The 686-nt window shown below is 26.5% G+C and carries 1 protein-coding gene; it reads left to right on the top strand.

Going from position 1 to position 686, the window contains the following annotated elements:
• Window positions 1-686, top strand: a 686-nt coding sequence (locus DNC80_RS15785) for an AAA family ATPase (RefSeq protein ID WP_182652035.1), incomplete at both ends; no start/stop codon positions are given.

The following is a 686-nucleotide window of genomic DNA, read 5'->3' as shown; positions in this document are numbered from 1 at the left end:
GTTAACAAATAAAGCCAGAGAAATAAAAAATAATGCGCCAATTTATAATCTACCAACGTATCAAATAAGAACAATCAAAACTGATATTTCAGAATCAATAAAACAAGGCGAATTAGAAACTGAGGATATAACAGAATTAAAAAAACTATTAAAAGAAGAAGAAAAAGTTACAATCACAAGTTTACAAGAATTTAAGCCCGATTTTTCCAATCAATTAAATCAAGTAAATGAATTATTAAAAAAACAAATTAAACCAAGTGATCCAATAACTGAATTGGTTAATAATAGTCTTTTGCAGGAATGGGTTCGTCAAGGTATTGATAAACACAAAAATTTAAGAGATACTTGTGGTTTTTGTGGTAATCCAATTGATGATAATTTGTGGGCAAAACTTGATGCTCATTTTAGTAAAGAATCAGAAGACCTTCGTAAAGAAATAAGATTAAAAGTCGATAAACTAGAACAATCAAAAATTAATTTATCTGATTTTTTTACTCTTTCGAAAGAAATCTTTTATGCAAATCTTCATTCTCAATTTGACACATTACAAAAACAATGGAATTCTACGACCAAAACTTATATTAAAAATATTGATATTTTAATTTCCCAGTTAATTGACAGAGAAAAAGATATTTTCAAAGAACGAGAAATTGTTCAAGTAACTGATGTTTCAGAAACAATCTTTG

The organism is Flavobacterium sp. SOK18b, from assembly GCF_014156605.1.
GTDB classification, from domain to species: Bacteria; Bacteroidota; Bacteroidia; order Flavobacteriales; family Flavobacteriaceae; genus Flavobacterium; species Flavobacterium tiangeerense.
The sequence above is the reverse complement of the archived record's forward strand: the minus strand, read 5'-3'. Positions and strand labels throughout refer to the sequence as shown.